17 protein-coding genes are annotated in these 13,796 nt (G+C 56.0%); 10 read left to right on the forward strand and 7 right to left on the reverse strand.

Annotated features, from left to right (window positions below; all coding sequences use genetic code 11):
• The first annotated feature begins 65 nt into the window (after nucleotides 1-65).
• A complete protein-coding gene (locus LQ945_RS06990; protein WP_270102570.1) occupies nucleotides 66-494 on the forward strand; it encodes a TOBE domain-containing protein in 429 nt (142 codons plus the stop codon).
• Nucleotides 495-553: 59 nt separating this feature from the next.
• On the opposite strand, the gene LQ945_RS06995 is transcribed toward LQ945_RS06990, so the two are convergent.
• Nucleotides 554-1,171, reverse strand: coding sequence for a LysE family translocator (locus LQ945_RS06995; protein ID WP_182824636.1), 618 nt, complete (start codon nucleotides 1,169-1,171; stop codon nucleotides 554-556).
• A 200-nt stretch (nucleotides 1,172-1,371) separates the two neighbouring features.
• Here LQ945_RS06995 and LQ945_RS07000 point away from each other — a divergent pair, with 200 nt between their 5' ends.
• Nucleotides 1,372-1,827, forward strand: coding sequence for an Lrp/AsnC family transcriptional regulator (locus tag LQ945_RS07000; RefSeq protein WP_020828061.1), 456 nt, complete (start codon nucleotides 1,372-1,374; stop codon nucleotides 1,825-1,827).
• A gap of 29 nt (nucleotides 1,828-1,856) precedes the next feature.
• The gene (locus tag LQ945_RS07005) at nucleotides 1,857-2,063 is read left to right on the forward strand and encodes a DUF2767 family protein (RefSeq protein ID WP_020828062.1); all 207 of its coding nucleotides are present in this window, start codon (nucleotides 1,857-1,859) and stop codon (nucleotides 2,061-2,063) included.
• A gap of 106 nt (nucleotides 2,064-2,169) precedes the next feature.
• On the opposite strand, the gene LQ945_RS07010 is transcribed toward LQ945_RS07005, so the two are convergent.
• Both LQ945_RS07010 and LQ945_RS07015 read right to left on the reverse strand, forming a co-directional pair.
• Nucleotides 2,170-3,378, reverse strand: coding sequence for an NAD(P)/FAD-dependent oxidoreductase (locus LQ945_RS07010; protein WP_270102571.1), 1,209 nt, complete (start codon nucleotides 3,376-3,378; stop codon nucleotides 2,170-2,172).
• Nucleotides 3,379-3,523: 145 nt separating this feature from the next.
• Entirely contained in the window at nucleotides 3,524-4,066 is a 543-nt protein-coding gene (locus tag LQ945_RS07015; protein ID WP_044554708.1) for an RrF2 family transcriptional regulator, read from the reverse strand.
• A 383-nt stretch (nucleotides 4,067-4,449) separates the two neighbouring features.
• Here LQ945_RS07015 and LQ945_RS07020 point away from each other — a divergent pair, with 383 nt between their 5' ends.
• Nucleotides 4,450-5,919, forward strand: a complete 1,470-nt coding sequence (locus tag LQ945_RS07020) for a M48 family metalloprotease (protein ID WP_420136151.1) — start codon at nucleotides 4,450-4,452, stop codon at nucleotides 5,917-5,919.
• A 22-nt stretch (nucleotides 5,920-5,941) separates the two neighbouring features.
• Nucleotides 5,942-6,295, forward strand: a complete 354-nt coding sequence (gene arsC, locus LQ945_RS07025; RefSeq protein WP_270102572.1) for an arsenate reductase (glutaredoxin) — start codon at nucleotides 5,942-5,944, stop codon at nucleotides 6,293-6,295.
• A 42-nt stretch (nucleotides 6,296-6,337) separates the two neighbouring features.
• Here the strand turns inward: arsC and hda are convergent, their stop codons facing one another.
• Nucleotides 6,338-7,039 carry a DnaA inactivator Hda gene (hda, locus tag LQ945_RS07030; RefSeq protein ID WP_044554653.1) on the reverse strand — a complete coding sequence of 234 codons (702 nt, stop codon included), beginning with the start codon at nucleotides 7,037-7,039 and terminating at the stop codon, nucleotides 6,338-6,340.
• Between the two features lie 229 nt (nucleotides 7,040-7,268).
• Between hda and LQ945_RS07035 the strand changes: the two genes are divergently transcribed.
• Together LQ945_RS07035 and LQ945_RS07040 are read left to right on the forward strand one after the other, a co-directional pair.
• Nucleotides 7,269-7,784, forward strand: a complete 516-nt coding sequence (locus LQ945_RS07035) for an E3 ubiquitin--protein ligase (RefSeq protein ID WP_270102573.1) — start codon at nucleotides 7,269-7,271, stop codon at nucleotides 7,782-7,784.
• 29 nt (nucleotides 7,785-7,813) lie between these two features.
• On the forward strand, nucleotides 7,814-8,062 hold the full coding sequence (locus LQ945_RS07040) for a GlsB/YeaQ/YmgE family stress response membrane protein (RefSeq protein ID WP_002487967.1): 249 nt from the start codon (nucleotides 7,814-7,816) through the stop codon (nucleotides 8,060-8,062).
• A 62-nt stretch (nucleotides 8,063-8,124) separates the two neighbouring features.
• Here the strand turns inward: LQ945_RS07040 and uraA are convergent, their stop codons facing one another.
• Complete coding sequence (gene uraA / locus LQ945_RS07045; protein WP_262240870.1) at nucleotides 8,125-9,414, reverse strand: uracil permease; 1,290 nt, start codon at nucleotides 9,412-9,414, stop codon at nucleotides 8,125-8,127.
• Nucleotides 9,415-9,651: 237 nt separating this feature from the next.
• Complete coding sequence (gene upp / locus LQ945_RS07050; RefSeq protein WP_020828072.1) at nucleotides 9,652-10,278, reverse strand: uracil phosphoribosyltransferase; 627 nt, start codon at nucleotides 10,276-10,278, stop codon at nucleotides 9,652-9,654.
• A 255-nt stretch (nucleotides 10,279-10,533) separates the two neighbouring features.
• Between upp and purM the strand changes: the two genes are divergently transcribed.
• From purM to speG, 3 genes are all read left to right on the forward strand, one after another.
• The gene (gene purM, locus LQ945_RS07055) at nucleotides 10,534-11,574 is read left to right on the forward strand and encodes a phosphoribosylformylglycinamidine cyclo-ligase (RefSeq protein ID WP_270102574.1); all 1,041 of its coding nucleotides are present in this window, start codon (nucleotides 10,534-10,536) and stop codon (nucleotides 11,572-11,574) included.
• Nucleotides 11,571-12,209 carry a phosphoribosylglycinamide formyltransferase gene (purN, locus tag LQ945_RS07060; protein WP_270102575.1) on the forward strand — a complete coding sequence of 213 codons (639 nt, stop codon included), beginning with the start codon at nucleotides 11,571-11,573 and terminating at the stop codon, nucleotides 12,207-12,209. The genes purM and purN overlap by 4 nt, the downstream gene beginning before the upstream one ends.
• 132 nt (nucleotides 12,210-12,341) lie before the next feature.
• A complete protein-coding gene (gene speG / locus LQ945_RS07065; RefSeq protein ID WP_044554649.1) occupies nucleotides 12,342-12,896 on the forward strand; it encodes a spermidine N1-acetyltransferase in 555 nt (184 codons plus the stop codon).
• A gap of 81 nt (nucleotides 12,897-12,977) precedes the next feature.
• Here the strand turns inward: speG and pstB are convergent, their stop codons facing one another.
• Nucleotides 12,978-13,790 carry a phosphate ABC transporter ATP-binding protein PstB gene (gene pstB / locus LQ945_RS07070; protein WP_044554648.1) on the reverse strand — a complete coding sequence of 271 codons (813 nt, stop codon included), beginning with the start codon at nucleotides 13,788-13,790 and terminating at the stop codon, nucleotides 12,978-12,980.
• Between the last annotated feature and the right edge of the window lie 6 nt (nucleotides 13,791-13,796).

Below are 13,796 nucleotides of genomic sequence, written 5' to 3' on the forward strand. Positions count from 1 at the left end.
AAACGAGACAATAAATGGTCATGCTGTAAGGCCATCTCATCCTCATGTCTGACCAAGGAGAATTTATGTCAGTTTCAGCCCGTAACCAGTTATCCGGCATCGTGTCTGCCGTCGCTAAAGGCGCAGTTAATGACGAGGTGGAAATCACTTTGCCGGGCGGCGAGAAGCTAGTCGCTATTGTGACGGTGCAAAGCCAGCAGTCGCTTGGCCTGGTCACCGGAAAGGAAGCGGTGGCGCTGATTAAGGCCCCCTGGGTTATTTTGGCTTCGGAAGACTGCGGGCTGCGTTTCTCCGCCCGCAATCAATTCGCCGGAGAAGTCAGTGCAGTGGAGCAAGGGGCGGTGAACAGCACCGTGCACATTAAAACGGATGCCGGTTTCAAACTGACCTCGGTGATCACCAATGAAAGCCTGCAAGAGATGGCGTTGAAGAACGGCGCTCGTGTCATCGCTCTGGTCAAAGCCTCTTCCGTGCTGCTCGCCGTCAGGGCATAGTTTCAGCGTCCTTTCAAGCCCGCATCGGCGGGCTTTTTAGTGGGCAAGTGCCTGGGGCATTACTTTATCCCTTGCTCGACAAGCAGTCCGACGGCGATCAACACCATGGCCGCGCCGGAAAAACGGCTGACAACCCGTGCAGCCTGCGGGCGCGTCTGCAGTACCGACTGCGAGCCATACCCCACGATCAAATAAACCAACCCGCAGCTGATCAGATGCAACAGGCCAAGCGCGAGAATTTGGGTCGGGATCGACCAACTGGCGCTCGCGTCGGTGAACTGCGGCAGCAGAGCCAAAAACAACAGAAATACCTTGGGATTCAGGCCGCTGACGCAAATGCCCTTGCCGGCCCAACGCAGCCAGGAGCCGGACGCCTGCGCATCGCCGGCGCTCGGCGTCGGGGGATTGCGCAGCATGTTTATACCAATCCAGAACAGGTAGCCGGCCCCCAGCAGGGTGAGCGCCGTAAGGGCCATAGGATTGCCTGTCACCAAAGCGCCCACGCCTGCCGCGACGATCGCAATAGCGATAAGGTGCCCACACAGCAACCCTGCCACCGCAGGCAGCACTACCCGCCCACGAATGCCGGCCGAGATGATATACGCCCAGTCCAGACCCGGCGTAATCACGAACAGAATCGAAACGGCCCAGAAAGCTGCAAAAATGGCCGGCGTCATAAATATCCCCCCCGCCACCGACACCCGGCAGTTTGGCTTATCCATTTAATCACTTGGCGTTCCTCCGGTGGACAGCGTTAACAGGCCGAAAGCCATTTATGTCCAAAGTTGTTCAATTATTGAAAAGAATATCCCCAAGTTGTTAGAATGTGGTTTCAATTATTTGCTTATAAATCGCAAATTGAGGGAAATTTTTCCAAATGGACAAGATTGACCGCAAAATCCTTGCTGAACTTCAGTTTGATGGGCGTCTTTCTGTTACCGACCTGGCTGACCGAATTGGGCTGAGCGTTTCCCCCTGCCACCGCCGGGTGCGAGCGCTGGAACAATCTGGCGTGATCAGAGGCTATCGTGCCCACCTCGATCCCGGCAGTCTGGGCTTTAACTTTTCCGCGCTGGTTTTCGTCACCATGCGGGAAGGGGATCGCCAGGCTGTTGAAGCCTTCGAAAACGCCATGGTGGATATTCCCCAGGTTATCCAGGCGCAGCGATTGTTCGGCGATCCCGACTACCTGTTGCATGTCATCGCCCGCGATTTACCGGCTTTTCAGCGGCTTTACGACGAACAGCTTTCCGCCCTGCCAGGCGTTCAACGCCTGACCTCCACGCTGGTGATGAAAAGCGTGGTGCAGGACCGGCCCTTTCTGCCGTTGTAGATCCCAATCAAATCCAGAAGGATACAGTTATGAACAGTGGTTTCGAGGACTCAAAGGCCTTGTACATCGGCATATGCACGGTGGTAGGCGATGCCTTCCTGGCGTTGGCCAATGAAGAGCATGAAACGCAAAAAGCGGACGTGATTAATGAGCTTAAAACGGCGATTACCCGCGAAGGTAGGGATGTCAATTTGGATGAAGCGCGCGAATTGGCGATTGAGTGGCTGGAACGATAGGTAACGCCGGTTACCTTGCTTTTAGGGGTGTTACCAGGGCCATAACCGCCTTCCGGGTTGCCGTTCTGGCGACAAAAATGGGAGCGTTTCCGCTCCCATCGGCTATTCAGGGCACAATCACGTAATCGGGATTGGCAACGGCGAACAACGCCTGCCGATCCGCTGCCGGTGGATAAATCCACTGCGTATTGATTTCCTGTTTGATCTTTTTGCCCTCTTCGCGCGTAAAGCGCACCTGGCGATCCCAGCCTTCGGTGTAGAGCGCGCCCCAGGGACCAAGATCAAGGCAGGTAACATACTTCGGCTGGCTGTAAGGGTGCAGCGGCAAACCTAACAGTTCCGCAGCAGCATTGTGACCGGCCACGCGCCCCAGACTCATCGCATGCTGACAGGTCATCAGGTTATGATTGCCCAGCTCGTCGGTCGCCGCTTTGACCGTGTCCCCGGTGACAAAAACGCCGTCCATCGCAGGCGCATGCAGGAAAGCATCACCGACAATACGTCCGGCACTGTCGCGCTCACCCGGGATTTGTTCAACCAAGGGATGCGCCCGCACGCCGGCGGCCAAAATCACCGTATCGGTGGCGATGCGCTCACCGCTCGACAAGGTCACGCTGCCTGCGTCAATCCCCGTAACGCGAACCCCGGCTCGAGATTCAACGCCACATTCTTCCAGCGCCTGGCGGATCACCACCGCAGGTTCAGCCCCCATGCCGGCGCCCACTTCGGCCGCCGTATCGACAATCACCACGCGAATATCGGCTTGGTTGCCCAAAATGGCACGTAAGCGCATCGGCATTTCAGCGGCGCTTTCCAGCCCGGTAAGCCCCCCGCCGACCACCACCACGGTATTGCGTGCCGGGGTATCCGGTTGAGTCGCCAGCGCTTTTAAATGGGCATCCAGCCGTTGTGCACTTTGCAGCGTATCGACATTAAAACCATGCTCGGCAAAACCGGCAACCGCAGGCACGAACAGTTTGCTGCCGGTTGCCACTACCAGGCGGTCATACGCCAACTGAAGTTTTTTCCCCTCGGCGCTCTCCACCACCAGCGTCTTGTTTTCGCCGTCTATCTGCTCAACCAGACCGGCCAGATGACGAACACCAATCGCAGCGAGCTGTGCCGAGATGTCCGGACTCATATTTTCCAGTACGGCCTCGTACAATCTTGGGCGGATCGTGACGTTCGGGGTCGGCGAAACCATCGTTACCTCAACGCTCTGTTCCTTACCGGCAAGCGCTACGGCTCGCATGGCGGAGACGGCGGCCCAAAACCCGGCAAAACCAGAACCGGCGATCACTATTTTCTGCGTCATGGAATGACTCCTTCAAATACCTGTTGTCGAGCGCCTGAGGTGTTTTTCAGGCGAATTTTACCGCTCCGCCCCTGAAAAAGGGTGCAGAAGGGTGACCGCCTGTGGCACACAGGCGGGTAAAAACATCAGAGAAATTACGGGGGCGTTATTGCGACTTGACGCGGGCGGGCTTGCCGCTGCGAGTGGTGCGCTCGCTCAGGCGTTCATCAAGCCAGATGTTGACCTCGCCAAAGAACCCTTCTGGCGCCTTGCGCCCAAATCGAGAGGCGACGGTGCCCAGCGTTTGTACCGCCAGCGCATCGCGCATCGCCTTTTCGGCCTGCAGCATCACCGCATGGATCGCACACTTGCCTGATACGGCCCAGTCAGGCGGGCTGTCGTCAAACACTGCGCAGCGACCGCGGACTTCCTGGCAATCGAACAACGGCTTGTGCCCTTCAATGGCATCGATAATTTCCAGGAAGGTGATCTCCTCTGCCGGACGGGCCAGCCGATACCCACCGCGCACGCCTTCGCTGGCGGCGACGATCCCCGCCTTCTCCAGCTTGGGGAAAATCTTGGCCAGGAAACTGGGTGAAATTCCCTGCAGTTCCGCGAGATCGCGACTGCTTAGCGCACGCTGATCCTCGCCGACCAACCAAAGCAAACAGTGGATGCCGTATTCAACGCTGGTAGTGATGTAAGCCATATTAAGTTTGCGCTGCACTCTTGAATTCAATAACGCAGACTATATTAGTCCACGTTTATTCTGTCAATTAAAACGCGGACAAACTTTGTCTTTGTTTTTTCATGGTGGCGAAAAGAATGCATCAACGAGGCCGAAGGCCGTTGATCGTCAAGGGAAGATCCCTAAGTGAAAATAAAAAATTCTGTTTGATTATTGCCGAACAGAAGTTTCCTTGTCGCTGCCGGCTGACTATGATGTTATCTGCCGGCAGGGCGCCGCAACGCGTGCATTTTTGTGAGCTAACACGCTTTCGCACTGATTGTTCTGGCGAGACCGGAAGCGAAGAAGAACTCTTGTGTGATGCTGACGTCTTAGAAATGACTATTTAAGGGAAAGGCCTGACTATGACCACCCGGTTGACCAAAACAGCGATTGCAATAATGTTGCTCGGCACACTCAACGCCACGGCGCTGGCGCCGGTGCAGGCGGAAACCCAGGATCAACTGCCGGATATGGGCACCTCTGCGGGGGGGACCCTGAGCATTGGCCAGGAACTGGCGATGGGTGATTTCTACGTGCGGCAGCTTCGCGCCAGCGCGCCCCTGATCAACGACCCCCTATTGACTCAATACATTAACCAACTGGGTAACCGGTTGGTGGCGAGCGCCTATTCGGTACGCACGCCGTTTCATTTTTATCTGGTGCGCAACGACGAGATCAACGCCTTCGCCTTCTTTGGCGGTAACGTGGTGTTGCACTCAGCCCTGTTCCGCGAAACCGACAACGAAAGCCAGCTCGCCTCGGTACTGGCGCACGAAATCTCGCACGTGACTCAACGCCACCTGGCGCGAGCGATGGAAGACCAGCAACGCAACGCCCCGCTGACCTGGGTAGGCGCCCTTGGCTCCATCCTGCTGGCGATGGCCAACCCGACCATGGGGATGGCGGCGTTGAGCGGCACTTTGGCCGGCACCCAGCAAGGCATGATCAGCTTTACCCAATCGAACGAACAGGAAGCCGATCGTATCGGCATTCAGGTGCTGCAACGCGCCGGGTTCGATCCTGAAGCCATGCCCGACTTTTTGCAGAAGCTGTCCGATCAATCGCGCTACGCCTCCAAACCGCCGGAAATGTTGCTGACCCACCCCCTGCCCGACAGCCGCCTGTCCGATGCCCGCAACCGAGCTAACCAGATGCCCAAGCACCTGGTGCAGTCCACGCAGGATTATCTGATGGCCAAGGTGCGTTCGCTCGGTATGTACAGCTCAGAGGGGTACGGCCTGCGTGAAGAGCTGCTCGATACTTACAGCAAAGGGAACGTACGCGAACAGATGGCAGCCAAATATGGCCGCGCCATTTTGTTCTATGAGGCCAAAAAGTATGACGATGCCCGTAACATCATTCAGCCACTGCTGACGCAAGATCCGAAAAACGTCTGGCTGATCGATCTGATGACCGATATCGACCTCGGTCAGAAACGTGCGCCGCAGGCGATTGCCCGTCTGCAAGCCGCCAATGCCGCCCAAAGTAACAACCCGGTGCTGCAACTCAACCTGGCCAACGCCTACGTGGAAGGTAACCAACCGGCGCAGGCGTCAAAAATTCTTAACCGTTACACCTTCGCCCATCCGGACGATCCCAACGCCTGGGATCTGCTGGCCCAGGCCAGCGCCGCACAGGGGCTGCGCGATGAAGAGCTTTCCGCCCGTGCCGAGAGCCTGGCCCTGACCGGTCGTCTCGACCAGGCCATTGGTTTGCTCAGCAATGCCAGCTCACTGCAAAAACTCGGCAGCCTGAAACAGGCGCGTTATGATGCGCGCATCGACCAGCTGCGCCAGCTGCAACAGCGTTTCCGTCAGTACCAGCGCAGCTGATTTTCATAAAGGATGAAGTTAAATGAAAAACGTCACTATTTACCACAACCCGCGCTGCTCCAAGAGCCGTGAAACCCTGGCGCTGTTGGAACAGCATGGCGTGAAGCCTGACGTGGTGCTGTATCTGGAAACGCCGCCGTCGGTAGACCAGCTGAAGAAACTGCTGAAAGAACTGGGGTTCAGTTCCGCACGCGAGCTTATGCGCAAGAAAGAAGATCTGTACAAGGATTTAAAGCTGGCGGATGAAGACCTGAGCGAAGCCCAACTGTTGCAGGCGATGGTGGACAATCCAAAGCTGATTGAGCGTCCTATCGTGGTCAAAGGCACCCTGGCACGTATCGGCCGACCGCCAGAACAGGTGCTGGAGATTTTGTAAGTTTAATCAGGGCGCTCGTTTAGAGTGCCCGAGACGGCTCTGCTACAGCCCGAGGATCTCTTTGACAAAGGGGATGGTCAACTTGCGTTGGGCGGTGATCGAGGCGTGATCGAGTTGATCCAGGGTCATAAACAAGGTACGCATTTCGCGATCCAACCGCTTGAGCAGGAAACGACCGACGTCTTCCGGCAGTTCAAAGCCGCGCAGTTTGCCACGCAGTTGCAGGGCCAGCAGTTTTTCTTCATCCGACAGCGGCTGTAACTTGTAGATTTGCCCCCAGTCCAGGCGTGAAGCCAGGTCCGGCAGGTTCAAATTCAATTGACGCGGCGGACGATCGCCGGTGATGAACAGGCGCGTGCGGCCAGTTTCCAGAATGCGGTTGTAGAGATTAAAGATCGCCATTTCCCACTCTTCGTCACCGGCGATGCATTCGATATTGTCGATGCATACCAGCGCCAACTGCTCCATCCCGTCCAAGACTTCCGGCACGAAATAAGCGCGCTTGTCCAACGGCACATAGCCGACGGCTTCACCGCGCTGCGAAAGCTCCGCACAGGCCGCATGCAACAGGTGACTGCGCCCACCGCCCTCGCGTGACCAGAAATAGATATAGCTGCCATGTTCCTGACGAACGGCGGACTGGATCGCGCTCAATAGGGATGGGTTCTCCCCCGGATAAAAACTGGCAAAAGTCTCATCATCGGGAAGATAAAGTGGCAGTGAAAGCTGTGCCGGCGTATTCAGAAAAGCACCTCAACCAAAACTGGCAGGAAAACGCGGTCAGTCTATCACAGAAAACAGGCTCTGTTGAACCGGCAGGATTTTATGCCGTAATAGTGAACAACGATCGCCGATAAAGTTAAATTTCTCTACGGCCAGCGTCAGTGAAATTTGTATTTTATCTAACACTTATCCTAGTATAGAAAGGCGAAACGCAATCTCCTTAAACAAGGTTTCTACAAGGATATAGACAATGAAAGTATGGAATAAAGTGCTTTTGGCCTCAATCATTGGGCTATTGCTTGCCGGCTGCGATGACTCATCCAAGGTCGACGCCAATCTTGAAAAAGCCAAAGACAGCGCCGAGCAGATGAAAGATGCCGCACAGAAAAAAGCGGACGATCTGACCGATAAAGCCGCCGCGGTGGCCAAAGACATCAAGCAAGAGGCCACCACTCAGGCCGACCAATTGAAAGACAAGGCCTCGGCGATTAAAGACGATGCCGCCAAGCAGGCAGATGCCATTACCAATGATGCGAAAGCCAAGGCTGACGCCATCAAAGAAGATGCCAGCAAGCAAAGCCAGCAGCTGGTCGATCAGGCTAAAACCATTAAGAACGATGCCATTAATGGTGCCAACGATCTGACCGAGCAAGCCAAAGCGAAAACCGAAGCGATTAAAAACAGCGCTGAGAATAAAGCGGATGAATTAAAAAGTGATGCCGATGCAGCAGGGAAAGAAAATACCCCGCCGGCCGCACAACAATAATACTTAGCAGCAAAAGAAAGGAGCAGTAAATGGGGATTATTTCCTGGATTATCTTCGGTCTGATCGCCGGTATTTTAGCCAAGTGGATTATGCCAGGCAAAGACGGCGGCGGTTTTATTCTGACCGTCGTCCTGGGTATCGTCGGTGCCGTGGTTGGGGGCTATATCAGCACCTTCTTTGGCTACGGCAGAGTTGACGGTTTCAACTTCGGCAGCTTCGTGGTGGCGGTGATCGGCGCTATCGTGGTGCTGTTTGTATACCGTAAGATCCGCAGTTAATTTATTGCGCATCAACAAAACGGGCAGCCCATTGGCTGCCCGTTTTCCTTATTACTTCTGCACTACTTCTGTTCGGCCGACTCGTCCGGCGCTTCGATCACTTCCTCTTCCTTGCGGTACAGGCTGATGACCTTAAACAGCAGGCTGAGGCCAATGCCGACGATGGTCGCCAGCGCCATGCCTTTCAACTCGGCAGCACCGATGTGCACCTTGGCCCCGCTGACGCCGATAATCAGGATCACCGAGGTCAGGATCAGGTTTTGCGCCTTGTTGTAATCCACTTTGGATTCAATCAGCACACGAATACCTGACGCACCGATCACCCCGTACAGCAGCAGAGAGACCCCGCCCATCACCGGTACCGGCACCGCCTGGATGGCCGCCGCCAGTTTACCGACGCAGGACAGCAGAATAGCCAGAACCGCCGCGCCGCCGATCACCCAGGTGCTGTAAACCTTGGTGATGGCCATCACGCCAATATTTTCACCGTAGGTGGTGTTTGGCGTGGAGCCGAAGAAGCCGGAAATCACCGTCGAAATGCCATTGGCGAACATCGAGCGGTGCAGGCCAGGGTCACGAAGCAGATCTTTTTTGACGATATTCGCGGTCACCACCAGGTGGCCAACGTGCTCGGCGATCACCACCAGCGCCGCCGGCAGGATGGTAAAGATAGCGAACCATTCAAAACGCGGGGTGTAAAACGTCGGCAGCGCGAACCAGTGCGCCTCACGGATCGGGGTCAAATCCACCACGCCCATAAAGAATGACAGCCCATACCCCACCAGCACGCCAATCAGGATCGGGATAATCGCCAGAAAACCGCGGAACAGCACGGAACCCAGGATGGTCACGCCCAGCGTCACCAGCGAGATAGTGATGGTAGTGGTGTCTGCGCTGACGCCGTCGGCCGGCAGCAAGCCCGCCATGTTCGCCGCCACACCGGCCAGTTCCAGGCCGATGACCGCGACAATAGCCCCCATCGCCGCCGGAGGGAAGATGACGTCCAGCCAGCCGGTACCGGCTTTTTTAACCAGCAGCGCGACCAGGCAAAACAGCACCCCGCACATGATAAAACCGCCCAACGCCACTTCATAACCCAACGGCAACAGCAGCAGCACCGGGGAAATAAACGCAAAGCTGGAGCCGAGATAGGCCGGGATCTTTCCCTTGCAGATAAACAGGTACAGCAGGGTACCGACGCCATTAAACAGCAACACCGTCGCCGGGTTAATCTTGAACAAAATAGGCACCAGCACGGTCGCGCCAAACATGGCGAACAGGTGTTGGAAGCTGAGCGGAATAGTCTGGAGTAGCGGCGGGCGTTCGCTTACGCCTATCACGCGACGGGTCATGGATGTTTTTCCTCTAATGACTTTTCGAGTTTTACCCTATGAATTTCAAGTTGCAGCCAAGCGCCCGGCTCGCTCATCTCCAGGTATTGTAGGGGCGCCGCATGCTGCGCCCGCATTAATCGGGGCGAATTTATTCGCCCCCTACAGTAACTGGGGTGAGCTAGTGCAGGTAACAACGCTGTAGCTTGAAAGACGACGAGCATTAAAAAGCCGACTCATCAGTCGGCTTATTTTTGTTTATTTGGTACCAAATATCTTGTCGCCCGCATCACCCAGGCCCGGTACGATGTAGCCCTTCTCGTTCAGGCATTGATCGATGGAGGCCGTGTACAGTTCGACGTCCGGGTGCGCTTTCTCCAGCGCGGCGATCCCTTCCGGCGCGGCAACCAGCACCAGCACCTTGATGCTGTTGCAGCCGGCTTTCTTCAGCAGATCGATAGTGGCGATCATCGAGCCGCCGGTCGCCAGCATAGGGTCGACAACCAGTGCCAAACGCTCTTCGATGTTGGAAACCAGCTTTTGGAAATACGGCACCGGCTCCAGGGTTTCTTCGTCACGGTAAACGCCAACCACGCTGATACGCGCGCTAGGTACGTTTTCCAGTACCCCTTCCATCATGCCCAGACCGGCACGCAGAATAGGCACAACGGTAATTTTTTTCCCTTTAATCTGGTCTATTTCAACCGGGCCGCACCAGCCATCGATGGTGACTTTCTCTGTTTCCAGATCGGCGGTCGCTTCATAGGTCAGCAAACTACCCACTTCTGAGGCCAGCTCACGGAAGCGTTTGGTGCTGATATCATTTTCACGCATCAGGCCAAGCTTGTGTTTCACCAGCGGGTGTTTCACCTCAACGATCTTCATCATTTTTCTCCTATTAAGGTGGTTTACGGCCAAAAAAATCGCCGGATTATACCTCCTTTTGCCGACTGCGCCACCCACAATAGCCCGATCGGGATCAACAAAAGTTTGAATAACAGTATAGATGACGAAAAAGCGGAGCTGGCTCACAAGCCACTCGCAAACGTTTGCCTGCGCTGTTAGAATTGCCGCGCCTTATTCCGGAATCAATGCCGGAAGCACAGTATTCAAACCGCAAACCGTCGTGGGGATCGCGCAGTGACCGACAAAACCTCTCTCAGCTATAAAGACGCAGGTGTCGATATCGATGCTGGCAATGCATTGGTAGACCGCATCAAAGGTGTAGTAAAACAGACCCGCCGCCCGGAAGTGATGGGTGGTCTGGGCGGTTTTGGCGCCCTGTGTGCGTTGCCGCAGAAATACCGCGAGCCGATACTGGTTTCCGGTACCGACGGCGTAGGCACCAAGCTGCGTCTGGCGATGGACCTGAAACGACACGACACCATCGGCATCGATCTGGTCGCAATGTGTGTCAACGACCTGGTGGTTCAGGGCGCTGAGCCGCTGTTCTTCCTGGATTACTTTGCCACCGGTAAACTGGACGTGAACACCGCGGCCAGCGTGATCACCGGCATCGCCGAAGGCTGTAAGCAGTCTGGCTGTGCTCTGGTGGGCGGTGAAACCGCTGAAATGCCGGGCATGTACCACGGCGAAGACTACGACGTGGCCGGCTTTTGCGTCGGCGTGGTCGAAAAGTCCGAGATTATCGACGGCAGCAAGGTGCAGTCCGGTGACGCTCTGATCGCCCTGGGCGCTTCAGGCCCACACTCCAACGGCTACTCGCTGGTACGCAAAATTCTGGAAGTCAGCAACACCGACCCAACCACTACCGTTCTGGAAGGCAAACCGCTGGCGGACCATCTGCTGGCGCCGACCAAGATTTACGTGAAATCGGTGCTGGAGCTGATCGAGAAAATCGACGTGCACGCTATCGCCCACCTGACCGGTGGCGGCTTCTGGGAAAACATCCCGCGCGTGCTGCCGGAAGGCATGCAGGCCGTGATCGAAGAATCCAGCTGGCAATGGCCGGCCGTCTTCAACTGGCTGCAGCAAAACGGCAACGTCAGCCGTCACGAAATGTACCGCACCTTTAACTGTGGCGTGGGCATGGTGATCGCACTGCCGGAAGAAGCCGTGGAACCCGCCATCGCATTGTTGTCCGCAGCCGGTGAAAAAGCGTGGAAGATCGGTAAACTCACCGCTTCTTCTGACGAACAACAAGTGGTCATCAACGGATGAAAAAGATCGTGGTGTTGGTCTCCGGCCAGGGGAGTAATCTCCAGGCGCTGATTGACGCCTGCCAGCAGGGCAAAATTGCCGGCGAGATTGTGGCGGTGTTCAGTAACAAGGCACAGGCTTACGGTTTGCAACGTGCAGAAGTGGCAGGTATTGCCGCTCATGCGCTGGACGCCAAGGCCTTTGCCGACCGGGCCGCGTTTGACGTCGCCCTGGCGGATGCCATCGACCAATACCAACCGGATCTGGTGGTGCTGGCCGGCTACATGCGCATTCTCAGCCCGCAGTTCGTACAGCGCTATGCCGGACGTATGCTGAATATCCACCCTTCCCTGCTGCCCAAATACCCTGGGCTGCATACTCACCGTCAGGCCATCGACAACGGCGACAGCGAACACGGTACTTCGGTGCACTTCGTGACCGAACAGCTCGACGGCGGCCCGGTGATCCTGCAGGCCAAGGTACCGATTTTCCCCGGCGACGAGGAAGATGAGGTGGTTGAACGGGTACAGGCTCAGGAACATACCCTTTACCCGCTGGTGGTGAACTGGTTTGTCGAGGGCCGCCTGGCGATGCACGATAACGCCGCCTGGCTGGATGGCGAGCGCCTGCCCGAGCAAGGGCATGCGGCAGACTAAAGCGCCAATCTGAATCCTTGCTAAACGGTGCCGCTCACGGCGCCGTTTTTTTTTCGCCGCACCCCATCTCCGACGTTATACTTGCCCACAGTGGCAACCGCCCCCTATCTATAACGACATTAAGGAACCCCCATGTCCAGCACTACCAACGTCAGGCTACGCCCACTGGAACGGGATGATTTGACGTTTGTCCATCAGATGGACAACAACGCCAGCGTGATGCGCTACTGGTTTGAAGAACCCTACGAAGCCTTCGTAGAACTCTCCGATCTTTACGACAAACATATCCACGACCAGAGCGAACGCCGCTTTATCATCGAACACCAGGGTGCCAAGGTCGGGCTGGTGGAACTGGTGGAGATCGACCATATCCACCGCCGCGCGGAATTCCAGATCATCATCGACCCGACGCATCAGGGCAAAGGCTACGCCACTATCGCCGCCAAGCTGGCGATGGATTACGGTTTCTCGGTACTGAACCTGTACAAGTTGTACCTGATCGTCGACAAGGAAAACCCGAAGGCTATCCACATCTACAGCAAGCTGGGCTTTGAAGTCGAAGGTGAGCTGATTGACGAATTTTTCGTTAACGGCGAATACCGTACCGTGCTGCGCATGTGCATCTTCCAGCCGCAGTACATGGCGAAATTCAAAACCGCCGCCAGCGATAAACCTTTGGTTAAGTGACAACAAAAAACCCGCGAAAGCGGGTTTTTACCATCATGATGTTTGGGCTTTTCCCAACGACAGGAAAAGACAGCTGCGGCATCAACCATAGCGCCCGGTAATATAATCCTCGGTGCGGCGCTGGCGCGGTGAAGTAAAGATGTCGTCGGTGTCGTTGTATTCCACCAATCGGCCCTGGTGAATAAACGCCGTGTAATCCGAAACGCGTGCCGCCTGCTGCATGTTGTGCGTCACCAGCACCACGCTGTACTGCTGCTTCAGAGCGGAAATCAGCTCTTCAATGGTCAATGTAGAGATCGGATCCAGCGCCGAGGTCGGCTCATCCAGCAGCAGCACTTCCGGCTCGATGGCTATCGCCCGTGCAATCACCAACCTTTGCTGCTGACCGCTGGAAAGACGAAACGCATTCTCGCGCAGCCGGTCTTTCACTTCATGCCACAGTGCGGCAGCACGCAGCGAACGCTCCACCGCCTCATCAAGGATCCGTCGGTCGCGTACGCCCTGCAGACGCAGGCCGTAAACGACGTTTTCATAAATCGATTTCGGGAAGGGATTCGGCCGTTGGAATACCATACCGACCCGCCGTCTTAACGCCGCAACGTCAATCTGTGCGCCGCCAATACTTTGACCGTTCAGTTGCAAATCGCCTTCAATCCGGCAGTTGTCCACCAAATCGTTCATGCGGTTGAAACAGCGCAGCAGCGTGGATTTACCGCAGCCGGACGGACCGATCAGCGCCGTCACCCGGTGCTTGGGAATACGCAGCGAGATACCGTGCAGCACCTGTTTTTCGCCATAAAACAGGTTGAGGTCGTTTACCGCCAGCGCGGTATGTTCATCATCAAGGTGCTGGACATCCAACCGGGGCAAACTGCCTGGCGTCATCAAACTCATTAGGCA

Source organism: Serratia liquefaciens, from assembly GCF_027594825.1.
Classification (GTDB): Bacteria; Pseudomonadota; Gammaproteobacteria; order Enterobacterales; family Enterobacteriaceae; genus Serratia; species Serratia liquefaciens_A.

What these genes read in the sequence shown, in the direction of transcription:
- purN (WP_270102575.1), top strand. Translation starts at nt 11,571, where the DNA reads ATGAAAAAGATCGTGGTGTTGGTCTCCGGCCAGGGGAGTAATCTCCAG.
- LQ945_RS06995 (WP_182824636.1), bottom strand. Translation starts at nt 1,171, where the DNA reads ATGACGCCGGCCATTTTTGCAGCTTTCTGGGCCGTTTCGATTCTGTTC.
- LQ945_RS06990 (WP_270102570.1), top strand. Translation starts at nt 66, where the DNA reads ATGTCAGTTTCAGCCCGTAACCAGTTATCCGGCATCGTGTCTGCCGTC.
- speG (WP_044554649.1), top strand. Translation starts at nt 12,342, where the DNA reads ATGTCCAGCACTACCAACGTCAGGCTACGCCCACTGGAACGGGATGAT.
- LQ945_RS07040 (WP_002487967.1), top strand. Translation starts at nt 7,814, where the DNA reads ATGGGGATTATTTCCTGGATTATCTTCGGTCTGATCGCCGGTATTTTA.
- LQ945_RS07010 (WP_270102571.1), bottom strand. Translation starts at nt 3,378, where the DNA reads ATGACGCAGAAAATAGTGATCGCCGGTTCTGGTTTTGCCGGGTTTTGG.
- LQ945_RS07000 (WP_020828061.1), top strand. Translation starts at nt 1,372, where the DNA reads ATGGACAAGATTGACCGCAAAATCCTTGCTGAACTTCAGTTTGATGGG.
- arsC (WP_270102572.1), top strand. Translation starts at nt 5,942, where the DNA reads ATGAAAAACGTCACTATTTACCACAACCCGCGCTGCTCCAAGAGCCGT.
- uraA (WP_262240870.1), bottom strand. Translation starts at nt 9,414, where the DNA reads ATGACCCGTCGCGTGATAGGCGTAAGCGAACGCCCGCCGCTACTCCAG.
- LQ945_RS07015 (WP_044554708.1), bottom strand. Translation starts at nt 4,066, where the DNA reads ATGGCTTACATCACTACCAGCGTTGAATACGGCATCCACTGTTTGCTT.
- LQ945_RS07020 (WP_420136151.1), top strand. Translation starts at nt 4,450, where the DNA reads ATGACCACCCGGTTGACCAAAACAGCGATTGCAATAATGTTGCTCGGC.
- pstB (WP_044554648.1), bottom strand. Translation starts at nt 13,790, where the DNA reads ATGAGTTTGATGACGCCAGGCAGTTTGCCCCGGTTGGATGTCCAGCAC.
- LQ945_RS07005 (WP_020828062.1), top strand. Translation starts at nt 1,857, where the DNA reads ATGAACAGTGGTTTCGAGGACTCAAAGGCCTTGTACATCGGCATATGC.
- upp (WP_020828072.1), bottom strand. Translation starts at nt 10,278, where the DNA reads ATGAAGATCGTTGAGGTGAAACACCCGCTGGTGAAACACAAGCTTGGC.
- LQ945_RS07035 (WP_270102573.1), top strand. Translation starts at nt 7,269, where the DNA reads ATGAAAGTATGGAATAAAGTGCTTTTGGCCTCAATCATTGGGCTATTG.